Genomic DNA, 19771 nt, shown 5'->3' with positions numbered 1-19771 from the left:
CCGTGCTTCGCCGTCTGAATCACGGGCTGCGCGAAATGGGGTGCAGTTCGACCTGGTTCAGTACGGGTGTGGTGGCGGTTCGTCCGGCCGAGCAGAGCCGACAACCAGCCCGGGACGCTCGGCCGTTCCCCCTGGCCTTCGCCGTAGTGGAGGGTATGCCTACTAGATGGACGAATGGTTGGCTGTCCACCAGGCGGCGATCTGGGCCCGGCGTCCGAAGGCCAGCTTGGCCAGGATGTTCTTGACGTGGAACTCCACCGTGCGCGCGGAGAGCGACAGTGCGGAGGCGATCTGCTGGTTGCTCCTGCCCTGCGCCACCAGAGCGGCCACTTGCTTTTCTCGCTGGGTCAATGGAGTGGTGGCCGTGCCGGGGGCGGTGTCGGCGCCGGGCCGGGTGCCGTCGGTTCCCAAGGCGTAGTCGATCGACCGTGCGGGGGTGCTGTAGCCGGCGCCTTCGTCGAACGCGTCAGCGTAGGCGTGCGGTCCCAGGGCCCGTACGACCGCCTTCTCGCGTTCTCTGCGGCTCCGGGCCGCTGCGGGATTGACGGCGGCGAGGTCGGTTCCCAACTCGCGCAACATGGCGGTGGCGGCGCCGAGCAGCCGTGCCGCCTCTATGTGGTTGCCGCCGTCGGCTGTGAGGCACGCGAGCAGTTCCAGTTGCTGTGCCGTGCCGTGGTAGTCGCTGAAGGATCGGCCCGCGTCGAGGCTCGACCGGGCGAACCTCGTGCCGGCCTCCAGGTCACCGCGTGTCCAGGCATCCCAGCCCAGCAACCACAGCGCGTATCCCCGGCCCATCAGGTCGCCGTGGTCCTCCGTTGCGGTGAGCGCCTCCTCGCAGGTCTGCGTGGCGTGAGGATCTCTCAGGAGGATGCGGAGGAAGCCCAGGACCAACAGCGCGTACACCTCTCCGGGCCCGTCTCGTAGAGCCCTTTGAGCGGCCAGCGCTGCCTCGGCCCGGACGTGTGCCTCCGCCCAGTGTTCCTGCCTCGTCGCCAGAGAAGCGCGCAATGTCTCCACCCAGGCCATCACCGACGGCAGGCCCAGATCGTCCCCCAGCTTCTCCGCCTCGGTGAGCCACCGGTCGGCGACGACGAAATCACCCTGGGACAGCGCCACCCAGGCGCCGCAGCTCAGTGCACCGGCTCGGGCCGGGGTGGGCTCGGGCGCGGCGGCGAGTGCCCGCTCCAGCTGACGGCGCCCCTCACCCAGGAATCCGCCCAGGACCCAGTGGAAGCGCAGTGCGGTGACCATCGCCAACGTGGCCTGCGGGTCGGCGCCGTACCTGAGCACGGACCGGAGGTTGCCGTGGTCCGCCCTCAGTCGGGCCATGTTGTCCGCCTGCTGTGGCCCGAACCAGTCGCCGTCGATCCGCTGCGCGAGGGCGAGGAAGAAGTCACGGTGCCGACCGCGCAGCAGCTGCTCCTCACCGGACTCGGCCAGACGCTCCAGCCCGTACTCACGGAGCGATTCCAGGAGTCGATAGCGGGCATGGTGCCCTTGCTTGTCGGTGGCGAGCACGATCGACTGGCCGACCAGCCGGTCCAGCAGATCCATCACCTCGTCAGGGGCCAGCCCGTCGCCGGAGCACACACCCTCGGCCGCGTCGAGGCTGAAGCTGCCTGTGAACACCGACAGCCGTTGCCACGTCAGCCGTTCGGCCGGGTCGCACAGTTCGTAGCTGTAGTCGATCATGGCCTTCAGGTTGCGCTGGCGTGGCGGCCCGAGCCGGTTGCCGTGTGTGAGCAGGCCGAACCGGTCCGCCAGCCGGTCGACCATCTGCTCCACGCTGAGGGTCCGCAGCCGCGCCGCCGCCAGCTCGATGGCCAGCGGCAGGCCGTCCAGCTCCGCGCAGAGGCGGGCACAGGCCGGCGAACGCGCATCGGTGAGCCGGGACTTCGGTCCCATAGCCGCAGCGCGGTCCCGCAACAGTTCCACCGCATCGGCCTGTGGCAACGGGTGAACCGTGAACAGCCGCTCGGCCGGGATGGCCAGCATATGGCGGCTCGTGGCCAGAACGTGTAGTCCGGGAGCGTTCGACAGCAGTGACTGCGCCAGACCGGCGCAGGCGTCGATCACATGCTCGCAGTTGTCCAGCACGAGCAGCACCTGGCGACCGGAAAGGTAGCTCGCGAGATGCTCGGGCACGGGCCTGAGACCCAGTTCCAGGCCCCCGAGCGCCATCGCGACGGTGCCCGCGACCTCCGAGGGATCCTGTACCGATGCCAGGTCCGCCATCCACACTCCGTCCGGAAACCCCTCTCGGGCGGCGGAGGCGGCCTCGATCGCCAGCCGTGTCTTGCCCACCCCGCCCGCGCCGGTGAGCGTGACCAGCCGAGCTTCGCCGAGGAGCCGCCGGACCTCGGCGACATCACGCTGCCGACCCACGAAGCCGGTGAGGGACACCGGCAGGTTGCCCTGGACTGTACTGAGGTCGGTCACGCCCATCACTTCGCCGCACTCCGTTCTCGTCTCCGCGCGAACCGCATCGTGCGCGCCCATGGGGAACGACGGTCCTGACGGGCCCCTCGTTCCATGAATCCGGGCCCGCGACACCACCCGAAGCGCGGTACGGAACCGTAAACCGGCCGATGAGAGCATCATCTCCTGATTTGCCTCATTCGTCGGCCTAGATCCCGAGAAGCCTGCTCTTGGCGGGACGTGAGACTTCAGTCACAGCCGACACCTGGGGCGATGTACCCATGAGTACTGTTCGGTGGCATAAGTGCGCTGTGTCCTTTCTGGGTCAGGGCGGCGGGTGCGGCACGGCGACAGACGATTGCGAGCCGTTGGAAGGCGAGAAGGTACGTGACCATCCAGGCATCGGATGCGGGGAATGTGCCCACGCCTCTGACCACGTTCGTGGGCAGGGGCAGAGACCTCGCCGAGGTACGTCGGCGTCTGGGGGCGACGCGGGTGCTGACGCTCACCGGCGCGGGCGGGGTGGGCAAGACACGGCTGGCGCTGGAGGTGGCCGCCGCGTCGGCGACGGATTGCGCCGACGGCGTGTGGCTGGTGGACATGGCAGCCGTACGGGACCCGTCACTGGCGGCGAACGCCGTTGCGGCCGCGCTGGGAGTGCCGGACCAGGGAACCCGGCCGGTCCTCGACCAGCTCGCCGTCTTTCTGGCCCACCGGGCTCCGCTGATCCTGCTGGACAACTGCGAGCACCTCGCCGATGGCTGCGCCGAGGTCGCGCAGGTGCTGCTGTCGGCCTCCCCTGGCCTGCGTGTGCTGGCGACGAGCCGCCAGGCGCTGGGAATCTACGGCGAGCAGGTCCTCGCCGTTTCTCCGCTGGCGCCGGATGACGCGGTGGAACTGCTGCGGGACCGGGCCACAGCCGTCTGCCCAGAGTTCCGGGTGACCGACGCGAACCGCGCCGACGTCTTCCGGCTGTGCGAGGGCCTGGACGGTCTGCCGCTGGCCATCGAGCTGGCCGCGTCCCGACTGCGGACCCTGACCGTCCACGAGGCGACGACGCGGCTGGAGGACCGCTTCGGGCTGCTCACGAGCGGCAACCGGGTCGCCTGGCCGCATCAGCGGACGCTCCGCGCGCTGATCGACTGGAGCCACGAACTGTGCACCCCGGCCGAGCGGCTGCTGTGGACCCGGCTGTCGGTTTTCGCCGACGCCTTCAGCCTGCACGGTGCCGAGGAGGTGTGCGCGGGCGACGGCATCGACCGCGACGAGGTACTGGATCTCCTCGACCGGCTGATCGTGCAGTCCGTCGTCCTGCTGTGCGATCGCGAAGGACTGCCCCGCTACCGGTTGCTGGCGACCGTCCGCCAGTACGGGCGGGAACGGCTCGCCGAGTCGGGCGAGGAAGAGCTGCTGAAGCGACGGCATCACGCCTTCTATCTGGCCCTCGCCGAGCGCGCCGCCGACGGATGGCACGGCTCCGGCCGGCTGAGGAGCCTGATCCTGCTGCGTGCCGAGCACGCCGATCTGCGCGCGGCGCTGGCCCGGGGCGGCGACCCTCAGGCCACCCTGGCGCTGGCCGCGGCGCTGCGCCTGCACTGGTGCGAGGGCGGATTCCTGGGCGAGGGACGCCGCTGGCTCGACCACGCGCTCGCCGCCGCCCCCGAACCCAGCCCCGCCCGGGCCAGGGCGCTGTGGGTCGCTGGCTGGGTGGCGGCGCTACAGCGTGATCACGCTACGGCGTACCGGCGGGTGGACGAGGCCGCGGAGCTGGGCGAGCGGCTGGACGACCTGGTGGTGCGCTGCCACGTCCAGAGCCTGCGGGGCACCTTGGCACTGTTCAGCGGGCGGCTGGAGGAAGCCGTCTCTCTGCTGGAGGAAGCGGCGATCGCTCTCGAAGGGGCTGGCGAGGACATCGGGGCGGTCTATGCGCTGATTCAGCTGGCCACCGCCCAGTCCCACCTCCGTGATCCGCGCACCGCTCAGACCTGCGGGCAGGCGGTCGCCCTCGCCGAGGTGCACGGTGAGCGCCTGGCCCTCGGGCACGTGCTGTGGACGCTCGGCTACGACGCCTGGATTCGCGGCGACCACAAGGAGGCCATAACTCTGCTCCGCACCGCGCTGGAGAGGGAGCAGGGCTTCAACGACTACGTCAGGGTGGCCCTGATGCTGGAGCAGCTCGCCTGGGCCACCGCCGCACACGGCGGTCGGGAGGAAGCGGGGCGCTTGCTGGGTGCCGCGCGCGTCCTGTGGCGGGACACCGACACCCCCATCTCGACGTTCGGCCCGCACATGGCCGAGCAACACGATCGGTGCGAGGAAGACGTGGTGCGGACCCTGGGCCCGGCGGCGTACGAGAAGGCCCTCGCGGACGGCGGGCGCCACCGCGGCCCCGACGACGCCATCGCCCACGCCCTGCGCTCCGAGTCCGGGCCGACCGCCCCTGAGGCAGCCATTGCCTCGAGCCCGCTGACCCCACGGGAGCGGGAAGTGGCCGAGCTGGTGGCCAAAGGGATGAGCAACCGCGAGATCGCCTCCACTCTCGGACGCTCCCCGCGAACAGTCGACCGTCACATCGAGAACATCCTGGCCAAGCTCGACTTCGGCTCCCGCGCCCGGATCGCGTCCTGGTGGACAGCGAACCAGGCACCCACCCCGTAGGACAACCTCGTAGAAATACCCAGACCCGGGGCGAGGCCTCCTCGGGGAAGTACGCATGGCCAAGGGACACCCCCTGCGTCGAACCTGTCTGCATGACGCACAACAGGGGGCGCTCTCCCGGACCGTGGGCTCCGAAGCCGCGCTCAGGAGCGCATCCCCTGCCGCACGCCAACAACGGTCGGTGACGGCAACCGTGGCGGAGCACGCCCCATCGATGGCATTCGCCATCCTCCGTGTTCCGTCACGCTCGGATGTCGCCTACCTGCGGCCTCAAATTCACTGGACCGGTGTCGCGGCGTACGCCTGCCGGCAGGTGGCACGCTCCTGGCCCAGGACGGCTGCGGCCACAGCACGCGGCATTCGGATCAATGGCCACGCACACCAAAAGGACCTGATGTGACGAGCACGACACGGGATGGACTTCCCAGAAGATCATTTCTCACTGCCGCAGCGGCAATGGGAGCCACCAGCCTTCTGGCTACCGGCTTGGGGGTTGCCAACGCCCCCCGCGCAGCTGCCGTGACCGGCGCGAACGGCGCGGACGTCACCTGGCAGGTCACCAGTGAGCCCGCAGACGCCAGGACCACCTACGCAGAAGCGATCAAAGCGATCATGGATCAGGTGAGGGGCTACCAGATCGAGCCAAGACCCGGCGTCCGCCCCGTCGCGGTCACCAATGAAAACGGGGCGCTCCAGTTCGTCACCATTGATCTGCACGCCGAGGACAGACCTGAGTTCATCCGGCTATTCATGCGCCGGTCGGACGCCTACATTCAGGGATGGCGCCAGGGTGTCGTGAACGGTGCTGGCAACGTTACCTTGGGCAACTTCTTCACGCTGGAGGCCGCAGCGGCGCCAACCCTGCAGGATGGAGCCCCCAACCCTGCTCGGCTGCCGGGGTCCACGACCGAGAACACGGACACACGGCACGAGGGACTCGCGACCTACACTGAGTTGGAGCGGCAGGGCGGCATCTCCCGCGTGGGTATGCAGATCACTCCCGCCAGCCTCAACAACGGCGTGCTGGTCCTTCAGGGCGGCGCCAACAGTTCTGTCAGAGACGTGGCGCAGTCTCTCCTGCGGATCATCGTGGCGTTCGCCGAAGGATCTCGGTTCCTGGATCAAGCGGCTGCGACCGCGACGGCCTTCGGCAACGGTCTGCCGTACACCGTGACCGCGGAGCACGCGCGACAGCAAAACAACTGGGTTACTCTCAGCGAGGAGTTCTTCGCTTGGATTGCTGCGAATTGGGGGAACAGAAACGTCAATTACTCCCCAGCGTTGGCTGGCCTGATGATGGCGCACTACCCGAAGCGGGGCAGCACTCACCGCGACAAAGAGCTTCTCGAGTTCTCAACGATGTACGTCGCGCAGGACGGTTTCGCCGACCACACGACCGTGCAGGATGCGATCGACATGGTAGGCGCCGCCGGTGGCGGCGAGACTAGAATCATCATCGACAAGGGCGTCTATCACGAGGTCATCAGTGTTCCCTCGTCCGCGAGCTTCCTCACGATCGAGAGCCTCACCGGCTGGGCCCCGAACGTCGTCATCCAGAACACCCGGTGCCACGGGATGATCAACCCCGCGACCGGCCAGAAGTACGGCACCCAGGGCAGCGCCGTGGCCACCTTCAGGGCGCCCAACCTGACGGTCAAGAACATTACGATCAGCAACACGTTCGACCGCGCCGCGCACCCGGAGGTCAGCCCGTTCGAGACCCAAGCCGTCGCGGTCGCCGCCATGGGCGACCGGCAGGTGTTCGACAACGTTACGATCCTGGGCCACCAGGACACCCTGCTCGTCAAGTCGGAGACACCCACCACCCAGGCCCGGCAGTACTTCTACCAGTGCTTCATCCGGGGCGACGTGGACTTCATCTTCGGTAACGCCACCGCGGTGTTCCATCGGTCCAACATCCAGGTCCTTGAATGGCCCGGCGGCACAGTACTGGCGCCGAACACCGACAAGAGCAAGAAGTACGGGATCCTCATCGCCGACAGCTTCATCAACTCCACAGCGCCGGCAAGGACGGCCTTTCTCGGCCGGCCGTGGCACAACGGGCCGGACGCCTGGCCTCAGGCGGTGGTCCGGGACACCCAGATCGCCTCGGTCGTGACCGAGACCCATCCGTGGACCGACATGACACCCGACTACCCCTGGTCGCAAGCCCGGTTCAAGGAGTACCGCAACTCCGGTCCCGGAGCCGGCGTCGGTTCCAACGCACCACACATGAGCGATATCGAGGCCCGCGAGTACACACCCAACAGGTACTTGTTCGGCACCGATGCCTGGAACCCGGTCCGGTGACGGCGCCCAAGGTGACAGGCACACGAGCTGCCGGGGGCGACCCAGCCCTCGCGCCACTGTGAAGCACGGCGGGGCCCGGACAACACGACTGTCCGGGCCCCGCCTTTCTGGCCCCCCACTATTTCGGCTGAATCGCGGTTCTGGATCACTATCACCGAATGCGAGACAGGGCCGTTGATTTAGAGAGCCCGGCGGTAGGCGTCACTTGAGTCTTCTGGTGGTGGGTAGGTGTCCCAGCGGTCGCGCGGCGGACGCGCGTGCGGAGCGTGACGAGTACGCATGGCCGCGCCCGGCTGGTCCGTGGATCCTCGAACGTCGGCTGAAGCCTGGCCGGGCGGGCGGCTGCCGAAGGGTCAGGCGGCGGGAACCGCCTGCGGATAGAGCACGCTCGGGTCGGCGGACAGGGCCGCCTTGAGCTGGACGCTGTTGTTGTCGGCGAGGATCTCCATCTTTCCGGCCTCGATACCGTCGAGGGCGGCGCGCACGACATCGGCGGGGTCGTTCTTCTCCACGTCCCACCCGGCCATCATGTCGGTGTCGGTGCTGGCCAGGTGCAGGCCCGTCACCGAGGTTCCCTGGCCCGCGAGTTCGAGGCGGATGCCGTTGGTGAGGCTCCACGCCGCCGCCTTCGCCGCGCTGTAGGCGTTGGCCCCGTCGTAGGCGAGCCAGGACATCGCCGACAGGACGTTGAGGATGGCCCCGCCGCCGTTGGCGGCCAGGACGGGGGTGAACGCCCGGACCATGTTGAGGGTGCCGAAGTAGTTGGTGTCCATCTCCAGCCGGATCTTCTCGGGGTCCCCGGTGACGAGGTTCTGCTGGGTGAAGACGCCGGCATTGTTGATCAGGAGGGTGACGTCCGAGGCCGCGCCCGCCGCGGCGGCGACCGAAGCCGGATCGGTGATGTCGAGCCGCAGTACCTCCACACCGGGGAGGTCGACGAGGTGGGGGGTGCGCGCGGTCGCGTAGACCTTGGTGGCGCCCCGGTGCAGGAGCTGTTGGGCGAAGTGCCTGCCGATGCCGCGGTTGGCGCCGGTGACGAGGGCGACGGAACCGGTGATCTTCATGGGGACTCTCCTGGCAGTGGTGAGGTGATTCCTGTCCGGGCTGTCCGAGCTGCCCGGGCTGTTCACGGGTTACGCTAGAACCTGACGTTGACGTCAGAGGCAAGGAATATGACCCAGGTCACGGAGGGGGCGTTGATGCGCATCGGTGAGCTGGCCTCAAGGGTGGGCGTGAGTGTGCGGGCACTGCGCTACTACGAGGAGCAGGACCTGCTGGCCTCGGCGCGCAGCCCCAGCGGCCAGCGGCAGTACCCGGACAGCGCGGTCGACCGCGTCCAGCTGATTCAGCAGCTGTACTCCGCAGGGCTGCCGAGCAGGGCGATCCTGGAACTGCTGCCGTGCGTCGAGACCGGTGACGTGACCCCCGCGCTGCTCGACCGGCTGTCGGCCGAGCGGGACCGCATCGATGCGCAGGTCAGCACCCTGGTGAAAACCCGGGACCGGCTCGACGCCATCATCACCACGGCTGTCACAGCCAGGAGCGCGGGCCGGCCCTGCCCTCGTTGAGCAGCGCGCCTTCCCCAGGCGTGCGGCAGTGCTTGTCCGCCCGACGCAGAGGGACGCCCGTCAGCAGGCGTGACTTGAGTCTCTTGGGGGTGGGCCGTCCGTCCCAGCGGTAGAGCGGGGTCGCGCGGCGGATAAGCATGCGGAGCGTGACGATTGCGGCGGACAGACAGAGGTAGAGGTCCACAGCGCACTGGCTCTTCTCGGTGCAGCGGCGGACCTTGCCGAAGCCGTTCATCCATGCGTGGCTCCGCTCCACGACCCACCTCTTGCCGGCCTGGATCGGTGCGGGCACGCCCTTGCGGGCGATCTCGCCGGTGAAGCCCAGTTCCTCGAGCGCGGCTCGGGTCTTGTCACTGTCGTAGCCCCGGTCCAAGTTGACGTTGACCTGCTCGGGAAACACACCGATCTGCTTCTTCGCGGCCTCCAGGGTGGGCACGAGCAGCGGGGAGTCATGACGGTTGGCCCCGGCCGAGACGAGACCGATCGGGACGCCGCGGGCTTCGGTGGCCACTGAGCGCTTCAGGCCCTGCTTGCCCCGGTCGACCGGGGAGCGTCCGGCTCTCTCGCCGCCGCAGGGAGCCTTGGTGATGCACCCGTCGACGGACAGCTCATGGAGTTGGAGGCCGATCATGCGGTCGTACGCCTGCACGGCCGGCCCGTGGACCTGCTCGGCCATGCCCAGCTGTGACCAGTACTTGACGCGACGTCGGATGGTGCGGTCGGAGCACTGGCGGTCGGCGATCCGCTCGTATCCGGAGCCGTGCACCAGGGCGGCGATGACTCGCTCGAAGACAATCCGGTCCGGCATGCGCGGATTGTGGCAGCCGAGCGGATGGGTATCGACATGCTCGGGCAGCAGCGCTGCGAACTGGTCCCACGGGGGTTCGAGCAGGCATGATGGCAGGACAGGCACGAGCCCTCCGGTGATCACCGAGCGTCAAGAACTCCATGATCACCCAGGCTCGTCCCTGTCTTGCCTCCGGGTCGTCACACGGCCATTCGCCACACCTACCGCCGGGCTCACTTAGAGGTCCTAACAAAGGCGTTGGACGTGTCGGTGGGTGATGAGGCAGGTGGCGAGGCCGAGGAAGGCTTCGTGGATGTCGTCGCGTCGTTCCCAGCGGATCCGCAGGCGCCGGAAGCCGTGCAGCCAGGCGATCGTGCGCTCTACCACCCAACGGAAGATGCCCAGGCCGGAGCCGTGTTCAACGCCTCGTTCGGCGATGACCGGGCGGATGCCGCGCTGCCACAGCAGGCGGCGGTACTTGTCGTGGTCGTAGCCGCGGTCGGCGAGGAGCGCGTCGGGTCTGCGTCGGGGCCGGCCGACGACGCCTGCCACCGCCGGAACCTTGTCCAGCAGCGGCAGCAACTGCGTGACGTCGTTGCGGTTGCCGCCGGTCAAGGACACCGCGAGCGGGATCCCCTGCCCGTCGGTGAGGACGTGGTGCTTGCTGCCCGGCCGTGCGCGATCGACCGGGCTGGGCCCGCTTTTGGGCCGCGCCGCGCCGCCCTGACGTGGGAGGAGTCGATCACCGCCCGCGACCAGTCCAGCTTCCCCGCGGCCCGCAGCTTCCTCAGCAGCACCAGGTGCAGTTCCTCCCACACACCGGCCTCGTTCCACGCGGCCAGCCGCCGCCAGCACGTCATCCCCGACCCGAAGCCCAACTCCTGCGGCAGGTACTCCCATTGGATGCCCGTATGCAACACGAACAAGATCCCGCACAACGCCTGCCGGTCCGGGACCCGCGGACGGCCCTCCACCAACTTCGGCCCCGGCCCGGGCAGCAACGGCTCGATCAGCGACCACAGTTCATCCGACACGACCCATGGCCGCGACTGTCGTTTCCCCACGACCAGACCAACGACCACCCAAGCCGAAAGTCACATGATCAACAACTTCTGTTAGGACCTCTTAGACACTTCCCCGCATCGCATCCCTGCGAAAGGCGGCTCAGACGACCGCCAGGGCATAGCAGACGAAGGCTCCGGCCAGCACAGCGACCGCCGCTCGGCGGGGCCCTCGGATACTGGTCCAGGGTGTTTCGAAGCGGTGGGCGAGGCGGCCCAGGGCGAGCAGGGTGGCGGCGATGAGCGGCAGCCAGGCGAGCCGGGCGAGTATCCAGACGGTGGTGTCCGGGGGAGTGGTGAGCCCCGGGATCGGGCCGCCGAGGAGCGAGGCGGGCATCGCCAGGGTGAGCAGGGCCGTCTGGTGCCAGCAGAAGATCGTCATCGCGGACAGGTTCACGGCCACGACCGCCGCCCACAGCCCGCGCCGGCGCCGCAGCAGCGCGTCGAGCCGGTCCCGCAGCAGGATCGCCGCCCCGCACTGCACACAAGCCAGCGCGAGCACGAGCAGTGACGGCGGGTGGGAGTTGGTGCGGCCCGTGCCCGGCACGCCGACCATGCTCGCCGGGTAGTGCAAGGCGAGGAGCAGTACGGCGAACAATGCGCCGCCCCCGAGCAGCATCCGCCGGGCGCCGAGCCGGCCGAGCCGGCCCTCGCCCCAGCAGACGCCCAGTTGGTAGGCGAACAGCCAACCCGGCCCGAGGTTGAGCAGACCCAGCCAGGACGGCATGCCGTCCGCCCAGGGGCCGTACCGCAGCAGGTCCACGACGGCGACCGAGCCGAGCAGCGGTACGGCGGCCCACCCGCCGTACGTCCGCGCGGCGCGCACGCACCAGGGCGTGAGGGCCGTCACCAGCGCGTAGATACCGACGAACCACAGCGGCTGCACCACCAGCACCACCCCGGTGCGCAGTGTCCCGGCCGGCACCCCGGCGGCGTACAGCACCGGCAGGAGTGCGGCCCACACCGCCGCGACGCCGAGGACGGGGCGACCGAGACGGGCCAGCCGACCGCGCAGCCAGACGCCTGTCGGCACCCCGCGTTCGGCCGAGCGGCGCAGGGACAGACCGGAGGCACGGCCACCGACCAGGAAGAAGATGCCGAGCAACTGCAACACCCAGCTCACCGGGGCGAGGAACCCGAAGGCGCCGAGCGGGCTCGTGTTGTGCAGCGCGCCCTCGGAGCCGAGGGTGAGACCGCCGAGCAGCCAGTGACCTACGGGGACGGACACCAGCGCGAGAGCGCGCAGCCCGTCGAGGGCGCGGTCGCGGTGGACGGGGGTGCGGTGCTCGACACGGGCGGCCGCGGCGGCGGCTGCGTGGCGCAGTCGCTCACGGGCCGGGAGCCACCCGCCTGTTCGCCCGTCGTCGGGGGGCGTCCGGGTGTCGGCCGGGTGCCGTCGGGCGGCCCGGGAGGGACTGGCGCATCTGCCGGGCGGGCCGGGCCGAGTGGTGTGTGTGGGGTCGCGGGCAGCGGATTTCGGGTGTCGGCGGCCCGAGGGGGGAGATCAGTGAAGCCCATGGCGGCAGTCCTCCGAGGCGTTCGGGGCGGGGTGGGCACAGGTCACGGCCCCGTAGTGGCCGACGGCGATGTCGGCGTAGTTGCGCAGGGACGCGGTGCCGGGGGTGAAGTAGCCGGTGTGGCCCTGGGCCCCGGCGGAGGAGACGACGCGGGCGCCGAAGTCAGGGTCGGCCGGGTCGGCGCCGTGGCCGAGACCGAAGAGCTCGACGGGAGGGACCCGGCGGATCCAGTCGGTCGCGTCCCGGGCGGTCGCCCACAGCCGGGACCGTGCCCCGACGGGCACTTGGCCGGCCCGGCCGATACGCATACCGGGCGACGCCGCGACCACGAGATCGGACACCTGCCGCCCGGTCAGCCTGTGGGCGGCGGCGCCGCACAGCACCGAGCCGTAGCTGTGGCAGAACACCGAGGGCGGGCTCACCGGGCGGGTTGTCGCGGCCAGGCCCTCCAGGAAGCGGAGAAGCCGGGGCGCTCCCTCCTCCGCGAGGTGTCCGGTGGCCGCGTCCCAGCCGACGCCGACCGGGGTCGTGTAGCCGACCCACACGATCACCGCCGGGCGGTCGGCGGGCGCCAGCCGGATCATCTCGGCGCGCAGATCGAGGGCCATGTCGGCCGTGGCGTCGTACGAGGCAAGGTCGGTGTCGGAGCCCGGTACGACGACCGCGATCCGGCGGGCGGTCCGCAGCTCCCCGTACACCTCGGCGACCTGGCCCCGCCCCCGCGGGTCGAAGGCGAGGATGTGATGCCCGGGTGCCAGCAGTCCCTCGTACGTCACCGCCCGTGTCCGGGCCTGTCGGCGGACGTCCTCGGGCTGCTCGGGGTCGGTGGCGCGGGCCAGTTCGCGGTCGCGTCCGGCGGTCAGGGCGCGGGCGTTGGCGGTGTACCGGAGCTCGGGCGGGGCGCCGTCGAGGCCCCCCACGACGAGCGGGTGACGCTCGGCCAGTACCGTCCGCTGCGCCGCCGTCAGCCCGGTGAGGAACCGCGCGACCTGGGCGGGCGCCGCCGACGCCGGGTCCGGCAGCCGTCTGCCGAGCACCTGGTCCGCCGTCCACGCCGCCGAGCCCGGAGGCGGGCCGGTGACGGCGGTCTGCACATCGCCCGCCGCCCAGCCCGCCGTCCCCGCGACCGTCGCCAGCACCAGTGCGCAGACGGTCAGTGTGCGCTTGAGACGCCTCATGGTGTGTCTCCCCGTTTCCGTGCTTCCGTCGCCGCCGCCTTTCCGTGGGCGACCTGATGGGCGGAAGGTAGGGAGCGGGGATGCCGGACGGCGTCACACCGGGGAGCCAATCTCCGGGTAGCACCCAGGTAGGGGGCGCCGGACATGCCTCACCGTAGAGTGAAGAAGATCATCGGGTTGTCGCGGCTCTCCCGTACCGGGTGGCCCAGCGCGAGGGACCGCTTGACGTCCTTCAGCCGGTCGTGGATCTCGGGAGCGTGGGCCCGGGAGGCGGTGAAGAAGGGGTTCTCCCGCTCGGCCAGCCAGCGCAGCACCACCGCCCCCTCGGTGAACGGCAATGCCCTGCGTCCGTGGAAGACGTCGTGGACGCACACCGGTATGCCCGGCCGCAGCCGCGGGAACAGGTGCCGGATGTACCAGCGGGCGAAGCTCGCGGAGTGCGCCGCGTCGATGAACAGGAAGTCCGCGCCGGCGGGGATCTTCTCGAGGTTCTCCCGCGCGTCCCCCTGCGTGAACGTCCAGCGGCCCGCCGAGAGGGTGTCCGGCACCTCCCGTACGACGTGGTCGACGATGTCGTGCGAGTACAGGTGCCCAGTGCCGTTGTCGCGCAGGGCGCGCAGGATCCAGGTCGTGGACCAGCCGTGGAAGGTGCCGATCTCCACGACCGTCTCGGGTCGGGCCTCGCGCAGGAGGAGATAGGTGATCTCCGCCTCGACGTCGTCGAGCTGGGCCTTCATCGAGGTGGGCGGCGCGAGCAGCGTGCGCTGGCGTTCGCGGGCCCGGTCGAGGTCCTCAGCGAAGGTGCGGTAGAGGCGGCTGATGTGGTCGAGGTCGATGGGCTGATCGTCGAGGGGACGGTGGTTGTTGGACTGGCCGTCGACGGGCTGGTGGCCGATGGGCTGGTACATGCGTCACGCTCCTGCGAAACCGTTTCCGTGTTCGGGGTGCGGTGATGCTGGAGCGTGGGTGGGGGACCGCACATCACACCTGGGTGCCAACTCGGGTGTCGCACCCTGGCACGACACGGTGACCGGTCAGGCAGGCGAAGCCCCGGGCACGATGAGCCCTGACTCGTACGCGAAGACGACGAGTTGGGCCCGGTCGCGGGCGGCGAGCTTGGCGAGCAGTCGGGTCATGTGCGTCTTGACGGTCTGCTCGGCCACCACCAGCCGCGCCGCGATCTCGGTGTTCGACAGGCCCCGCGCCACCAGCGACAAGACCTCCGTCTCCCGGGGCGTGAGGCCGTTCAGACGCAGCCGGGCGGCCCGGGGCGCGGCGGGGCGCCTCAGGGCCACGTCCTCGATGAGGCGGCGGGTGACGGACGGCGCGAGCAGCGCGTCACCGGCGGCGATCACGCGTACCGCATGCACGAGTTCGGCGACCGGCGCGTCCTTGAGCAGGAAGCCGCTGGCGCCGACGTGCAGCGCCTCGTAGATGTAGTCGTCGATGTCGAAGGTGGTCAGCATGAGCACCCTGGGCCGGTGGACGACACCGCGCGGCGGGTCCAGCAACTGCCGGGTGGCCTCCAGGCCATCCATCTCGGGCATCCGTACATCCATCACCACGACGTCGGGATGCGTGTGACGGCTGACCTCGACACCGACCCGGCCGTTGGGTGCCTCGCCCACGATGTCGATGTCGCTCTGCGCGGACAGCAGCGCGGCGAACCCCGAGCGCACCATGTCCTGGTCGTCGACGACGACCACCCGAATTGCCGTGCCGCCTGTCATGCCGCCCTGCTTTCTTGAGTACGTCCGTACGCCGGTAAGTCGAGGTCAGCGGGCAGGCAGACCTGCCGACGCGGGCCGCTTGCGTGGCGATCAGCGCGGCCACAGCCAGCGCCGTGACCCGCGCCAGGTGCCGGTTTGTCCGCCTGCCGCGCGGCGGTGTCCTCGTCATGTCCGGCTCCCTCGCAGCCCGTGCACCTCTGCGGGGTCCGGCAGCCCAATCTTGCGCTCGGGAGGGCAGCAATGCCTCAACCGAACGGCCGGAATCCGGGGCCGGGACCGCCTCTGTACTGGCCGAACGGTGGAGGAGGGAGTCTAGAGAGAACCGTTCACCAGCCCCTCGTCAGAAACAACGCCGATCTCTTTGCCAACCCGACGCCACCCCGTCCGTGTGCGGCGACCACGGAGGGGTGGGGATCACCTGGGTGAACCGTTCCGGGTCGAACGGAGGCTCCGACTGCCCCGAGTTGGGTGGAGTCATGGCACGTCCCTCCCCCCTGAGCTGCACAATTGTGTGGTCCGCATAGTCGCCGAGGTGCGGCCCGAGTACGCCACCGAGTGAGTCGCGATGAAGGCGGTCGCGAGCAAGCTGGGGATCGGTTCGACCGAGACGCTGCGCTCATCGGTAGGCCAGGGTCACCGGACGACGCGCTCTGCCGAGCGGAGAAAGCCATGGCGGTTGGCTCGGAATGCTACGAAGGAGGGTCGGCAGCCAGGACAACGCCCTGCGGGACGCATGTCGAAGGCCACGTATCCGTGATGTCTGCAGCCTAAACCGGTGCTGCACGTAGAGGGTCCCGGCCCCGTCTCCGAACATCAACGCCTCCTCCGCGTTGATCCGACAGCACCGGATCGATCGCCACTACATGTGGGCAATGCGGACTACTCCCAGACACTGGCCTTCGGCCGGCCGGCGTCCAGCCGTGTGGTCGGGACGGGCGAAGAGGGGCGTCGGCCACGCGCCGCATACACAGTGGCAGGGGAACGGTCCCGGCCGCCCAGCGGCCGGGACCTTCAGTTCTACCCGACTTCGAGCCAAGCGGCGGAGGCTCAGCCACTCGTGAGGTGGAGCAGGATGAGCTGTTCGGGGTGGAGGGTGGGGAGCCGGATGCCGACGCGTTCCAGGACGCTGCCGGGCAGTGTGATGCCGTTCTTGGTGCACCAGGCGGGGGTTCCGCGTTCCATGCCGGGGGCCTGGTCGGCCGGGGGCAGCGGGCGCAGGTGGTACGTGGTGTGCGGGTCGAGGCCGGGCAGCCGTAGCGTGCCGGGGTGGGCGGCGACTGGGGTGGCCACGGCTGTGAGGGCGAAGACGGCTTCGGTCCGGTCGTGGGAGATGACTCCGTGGGCCCACAGGGCCGGGTCGGCGTGGTCGACGCGGACTGCACGGCCGGTGTGCAGCAGGCCGCGGAGCTGCTTGTGGAGGGAGACCCAGCGGGCGAGTTCGGTGCGTTCGCTCTCGCTCGCGCGGGTCAGGTCCCATTCGATGCCGAGGTGGCCGAAGAGCGCGGTGCCGGCCCGGAAGGCGAGGTCGTGGGTGCGGCCGGTGGTGTGGGAGCGGGCGGCGCCGATGTGGGAGCCGACGAGTTCGGGTGGGAGGAGCAGGCCGGTCCAGCGGTTGATCGACTGGCGTTCCAGGGCGTCGTTGCAGTCGCTGGCCCAGATGCGGTCGGTGCGCTCCAGGATGGCGAGGTCGACCCGTCCGCCGCCGCTGGAGCAGGATTCGATCTCCAGGCCCGGGTGGCGTGCGCGCAGTGCGTCGAGCAGGGCATAGACGGCGAGAGTCTGGCGGTGGACGGCGGGTTCGCCGCCCGGTGAGTGGCCGGCGTCGACCAGTTCGCGGTTGTGGTCCCACTTGAGGTAGGCGATGTCGTACTCGGTGAGCAGGGCGTCGAGCCGTTCCAGGATGTACGCGTACGCCTCGGGGTGGGTGAGGTCCAGGACCTGCTGGGAGCGGCGGTCGGCGGGGATACGGCCGCCGGTGGCCAGGATCCATTCGGGGTGGGCGCGGGCCAGGTCGGAGTCGGGGTTGACCATCTCCGGTTCGACCCACAGGCCGAACTCCATCCCGAGCGCGCGGACATGGTCGATCAGCGGGCGCAGGCCGTCGGGCCAGACGGTCTCGTCGACGTACCAGTCGCCGAGCCCTGCCCGGTCGTCGCGGCGGTGACGGAACCAGCCGTCGTCCAGGACGAAGCGTTCCACGCCGACCTGGGCGCCGAGGTCGGCGAGGTGGGTGAGCTTGTCGAGGTCGTGGTCGAAGTAGACGGCTTCCCAGGTGTTGAGCACCACCGGGCGGGCCCGGCGCGGATGTCCGGGGCGGGCGCGGAGGTGGTCGTGGAAGCGGGCGGACAGACCGTCCAGGCCCTGGTCGCTGTGGGAGCCGTAGAGCCAGGGGCCGGTGTACTGCTCGCCGGGGCCGAGGATCACTTCGCCCGGAAGCAGCAGTTCACCGGCGGCGACGACCGGGCGGCCGGTGGGCAGCCGTTCGGCCAGGATCCGGTGGTTGCCGCTCCAGGCGATGTGAAGACCCCACACCTCGCCGAAGCCGAAGCCGAAGCCCGGTGTCCCGGCAGTAAGGACCAGGGCGGCGTCGGGGCCGGTGCGGCCACTGCGGGTCTCGCGCAGCCAGGTGCCGGCGTTGAACGGATGGCGCTGCGGGGCGCGTTCACGGCACCAGCGGCCGGTGAGGTCGAGCAGTTCGGTGGCGGCATCGGGGACCGGCAGCGCGAGCATCAACCCGTCGAGCGTGAACGGCCGTACGGAGTCGTCGTTGCGCACGGCGGCCCGCATCCGCACCAGCCCGGACGGGGTGAGGCCGGCCTCCAGGACGAGGCCGAGGCGGGCGGTCCGGTCAGTGGCCCGGATCCGTACCGAGAGGCTGTCGGCCTCCACCGAGTCGAGGGTGAACAGGGGTGACCAGTCGGCGCCTTGGCGATGCCCGGTCAATCCTGGCTGTCCTGGCCATCCGGTGCCGTGCTCGGGCAACAATGCGACCCGCGGCACGACGTCGTCGAACCCCGGCATGTTCGGCATGGTGACGGCCTCGGCCAGCTGTGACAGCTCCTGCTGGGTGAGGTCGCCGAGGTCGGTGCCCCAGTGGAGGACGGTGGGCAGGCCGTTGCCCCGCGTGTCGAGCACCAGGCTCACGCCTGCTGCCCGCATGTGGATGGGGCCCTCGGCTGCGGCATTGATCGGGGTCTTCATGGAACGGGTCGTCCTTAGCGTGTCAGGGGCGGGATCAGGCGGTGGCATGCGGCAGTTCGCGGGTGCGGACCCTTCTACTGCTGGTCGGTGACCGGTTCGGCCCAGGTGGTTTCCGTGGTGCCGTCGCCCTTGGCTTCCCACAGGGCGAGGTGCTCCATGAACCGGTCGGGGGCCGCCCCGTGCCAGTGCTCTTCGCCTGCGGGCAGGGAATCGTTTCGCCCGGGTGGGTCTCGAAGATCGTGCCGTCCCGGGTGCCGATCAGGGCGATACCGGAGACGACGCGTAGGGTCTGGCCCAGCACATGGGAGTGCCAGTTGGTGTGCGGCGCTCGGGGGAAAGCGGACCATGTTGACGCGAATCCGGGTTGGCTCCTGGCCGGCCACGATGACGTCCCACCACACGTCACCTGTGAACCGGTCCGCCGGGGCCTTGCTGCTTGACGAACTGCATGGCTCCTCCTACATCGTTGCCTACGAGCGGGGTTTGGGATGCCGGCCCGATGACGGCGTCGTGGCCCGTCCTTATCGGGCGACGTAACCTCCGTCGACGGGGAGGGCGACGCCGACGACGAAACCGGCTCCCGGGCTGCACAGCCACAGAACGGCGTGGGCGATCTCCTCGGCGGTGCCGAGCCGGTTGATCGGCTGGTTGGCCTCGGCTTCCGCGCGGTCGAGTTCTCCCTTGGCGATCATGTCGCTGACCATGGGGGTGTCGATGGTGCCGGGGCAGACGGCGTTGATGCGGATACCGCGCGGGGCGTATTCGAGGGCGGCACTGGTGGTCAGGCCGATCACGCCGTGTTTGGAGGCGTGGTAGGAGGCGCGGCCGGGAAGACCGACCAGGCCGCCGAGTGAGGAGCAGTTGACGATGGCGCCACTGCCTTGGGCACGCATGTGCCGTAGCTCGTGCTTCATACAGGCCCATACGCCGCGGAGGTTGATGGCGTTGACGCGGTCGAAGCGTTCGGCGGGTTCGTCGGCGGCGTCGCTGGGCGGGATCTGGATGCCGGCGTTGTTGTAGGCCATGTCGAGGCGGCCGAAGGCCTCGACGGTGCGGTCGACGGCGGCGGCGACCTGGTCCTCGTCGGTGACGTCACAGGTGAGGGCGAGGACCCGGTGGCCCGCGTCGGTGAGTTCCTTCGCGGCCGCGTTCAGGGCGGCTTCGTCGATGTCGGTGAGGGCGACGGCGGCTCCGGACTCGGCGAAGGCGCGGGCGGTCGCCAGGCCCATGCCTGAGCCTGCTCCGGTGACGAGGGCGACCTGGCCGGTGAAGTCGTAGGTGGGGTTCACGTCGTGCTCTCCCATCGTGGCGATTTGTGGTTTTGGCGTTCTCCATTCCATTCA

Annotated in this window: 12 protein-coding genes and 2 pseudogenes; 3 read left to right on the top strand and 11 right to left on the bottom strand. The window is 69.8% G+C overall.

Going from position 1 to position 19771, the window contains the following annotated elements:
- Window positions 1-162 precede the first annotated feature (162 nt).
- Window positions 163-2439: an ATP-binding protein gene (locus ACW4TU_RS04330; RefSeq protein ID WP_457424790.1), complete on the bottom strand. Its 2277-nt coding sequence runs from the start codon at window positions 2437-2439 to the stop codon at window positions 163-165.
- A 396-nt stretch (window positions 2440-2835) separates the two neighbouring features.
- On the opposite strand from ACW4TU_RS04330, the gene ACW4TU_RS04325 reads away from it, so the two are divergent.
- Together ACW4TU_RS04325 and ACW4TU_RS04320 are read left to right on the top strand one after the other, a co-directional pair.
- A complete protein-coding gene (locus ACW4TU_RS04325) occupies window positions 2836-5076 on the top strand; it encodes an ATP-binding protein (RefSeq protein WP_457424788.1) in 2241 nt (746 codons plus the stop codon).
- Window positions 5077-5595: 519 nt separating this feature from the next.
- Complete coding sequence (locus ACW4TU_RS04320; protein ID WP_457424786.1) at window positions 5596-7386, top strand: pectinesterase family protein; 1791 nt, start codon at window positions 5596-5598, stop codon at window positions 7384-7386.
- 353 nt (window positions 7387-7739) lie between these two features.
- Here ACW4TU_RS04320 and ACW4TU_RS04315 read toward each other — a convergent pair whose 3' ends face one another.
- Entirely contained in the window at window positions 7740-8450 is a 711-nt protein-coding gene (locus tag ACW4TU_RS04315; RefSeq protein ID WP_457424784.1) for an SDR family oxidoreductase, read from the bottom strand.
- Window positions 8451-8585: 135 nt separating this feature from the next.
- On the opposite strand from ACW4TU_RS04315, the gene ACW4TU_RS04310 reads away from it, so the two are divergent.
- A complete protein-coding gene (locus tag ACW4TU_RS04310) occupies window positions 8586-8954 on the top strand; it encodes a MerR family transcriptional regulator (RefSeq protein ID WP_457430701.1) in 369 nt (122 codons plus the stop codon).
- Window positions 8955-9027: 73 nt separating this feature from the next.
- Here ACW4TU_RS04310 and ACW4TU_RS04305 read toward each other — a convergent pair.
- The 9 genes and pseudogenes from ACW4TU_RS04305 to ACW4TU_RS04265 form a co-directional block, all read right to left on the bottom strand.
- Window positions 9028-9867 (bottom strand): annotated as a pseudogene (locus ACW4TU_RS04305) (IS5 family transposase); the annotation flags it as partial.
- A 120-nt stretch (window positions 9868-9987) separates the two neighbouring features.
- Window positions 9988-10805, bottom strand: a protein-coding gene (locus ACW4TU_RS04300) for an IS5 family transposase (protein WP_457424782.1) whose coding sequence is annotated in 2 segments (ribosomal slippage) — window positions 9988-10448 and window positions 10448-10805 — 819 coding nt in all. Because the reading frame shifts where the segments join, the coding sequence is not laid out codon by codon here.
- Between the two features lie 100 nt (window positions 10806-10905).
- Window positions 10906-12126, bottom strand: coding sequence for an acyltransferase family protein (locus ACW4TU_RS04295; protein WP_457430700.1), 1221 nt, complete (start codon window positions 12124-12126; stop codon window positions 10906-10908).
- Window positions 12127-12306: 180 nt separating this feature from the next.
- Window positions 12307-13497: an alpha/beta hydrolase gene (locus ACW4TU_RS04290; protein WP_457424780.1), complete on the bottom strand. Its 1191-nt coding sequence runs from the start codon at window positions 13495-13497 to the stop codon at window positions 12307-12309.
- A gap of 149 nt (window positions 13498-13646) precedes the next feature.
- A complete protein-coding gene (locus tag ACW4TU_RS04285; protein ID WP_457424778.1) occupies window positions 13647-14405 on the bottom strand; it encodes a class I SAM-dependent methyltransferase in 759 nt (252 codons plus the stop codon).
- 126 nt (window positions 14406-14531) lie between these two features.
- Window positions 14532-15227, bottom strand: a complete 696-nt coding sequence (locus ACW4TU_RS04280; protein WP_457424776.1) for a response regulator — start codon at window positions 15225-15227, stop codon at window positions 14532-14534.
- Window positions 15228-16274: 1047 nt separating this feature from the next.
- Window positions 16275-18428, bottom strand: a complete 2154-nt coding sequence (locus ACW4TU_RS04275) for an alpha-galactosidase (RefSeq protein ID WP_457424774.1) — start codon at window positions 18426-18428, stop codon at window positions 16275-16277.
- A 74-nt stretch (window positions 18429-18502) separates the two neighbouring features.
- Window positions 18503-18829, bottom strand: a pseudogene (locus ACW4TU_RS04270) (cupin domain-containing protein).
- A 120-nt stretch (window positions 18830-18949) separates the two neighbouring features.
- A complete protein-coding gene (locus tag ACW4TU_RS04265) occupies window positions 18950-19717 on the bottom strand; it encodes an SDR family NAD(P)-dependent oxidoreductase (RefSeq protein ID WP_457430698.1) in 768 nt (255 codons plus the stop codon).
- Between the last annotated feature and the right edge of the window lie 54 nt (window positions 19718-19771).

It is taken from the genome of Streptomyces kryoterrae (assembly GCF_054072135.1).
The sequence above is the reverse complement of the archived record's forward strand: the minus strand, read 5'-3'. Positions and strand labels throughout refer to the sequence as shown.

What these genes read in the sequence shown, in the direction of transcription:
- ACW4TU_RS04315 (WP_457424784.1), bottom strand. Translation starts at nt 8,450, where the DNA reads ATGAAGATCACCGGTTCCGTCGCCCTCGTCACCGGCGCCAACCGCGGC.
- ACW4TU_RS04310 (WP_457430701.1), top strand. Translation starts at nt 8,586, where the DNA reads ATGCGCATCGGTGAGCTGGCCTCAAGGGTGGGCGTGAGTGTGCGGGCA.
- ACW4TU_RS04290 (WP_457424780.1), bottom strand. Translation starts at nt 13,497, where the DNA reads ATGAGGCGTCTCAAGCGCACACTGACCGTCTGCGCACTGGTGCTGGCG.
- ACW4TU_RS04285 (WP_457424778.1), bottom strand. Translation starts at nt 14,405, where the DNA reads ATGTACCAGCCCATCGGCCACCAGCCCGTCGACGGCCAGTCCAACAAC.
- ACW4TU_RS04280 (WP_457424776.1), bottom strand. Translation starts at nt 15,227, where the DNA reads ATGACAGGCGGCACGGCAATTCGGGTGGTCGTCGTCGACGACCAGGAC.
- ACW4TU_RS04275 (WP_457424774.1), bottom strand. Translation starts at nt 18,428, where the DNA reads ATGAAGACCCCGATCAATGCCGCAGCCGAGGGCCCCATCCACATGCGG.